The following is a 233-nucleotide window of genomic DNA, read 5'->3' on the forward strand; positions in this document are numbered from 1 at the left end:
GAGCAGCGGGCCCGCCATGGCCTGCATCTCCTCGGGCAGCACGCCGCCCATGGCCGCGCCGAGTGGGTCGAGGCGACCCTCCCGGTGTGGAAGGAGCTCGTGGACCCGGTGGCCGAGCGTGTCGGCGCGGCTCCAGGCCACGGCCGTGCTCGCGCCCGAGGGCAGCGAGGTCGCGCCGTCCAGCCACAGGTCCGCCAGGCGCAGGGCCTCGTGGAACGCCGCGGTCTCGGCAG

Annotated in this window: 1 protein-coding gene; it reads right to left on the bottom strand. The window is 76.8% G+C overall.

Features of this window, described 5'->3' with window-relative positions:
- Positions 1 to 233 (bottom strand): zinc-dependent metalloprotease (locus J0695_RS45860; RefSeq protein ID WP_372445925.1); only part of this gene is annotated, 233 nt, incomplete at both ends.

This window comes from Streptomyces beijiangensis, from assembly GCF_017315755.1.
GTDB classification, from domain to species: Bacteria; Actinomycetota; Actinomycetes; order Streptomycetales; family Streptomycetaceae; genus Streptomyces; species Streptomyces beijiangensis.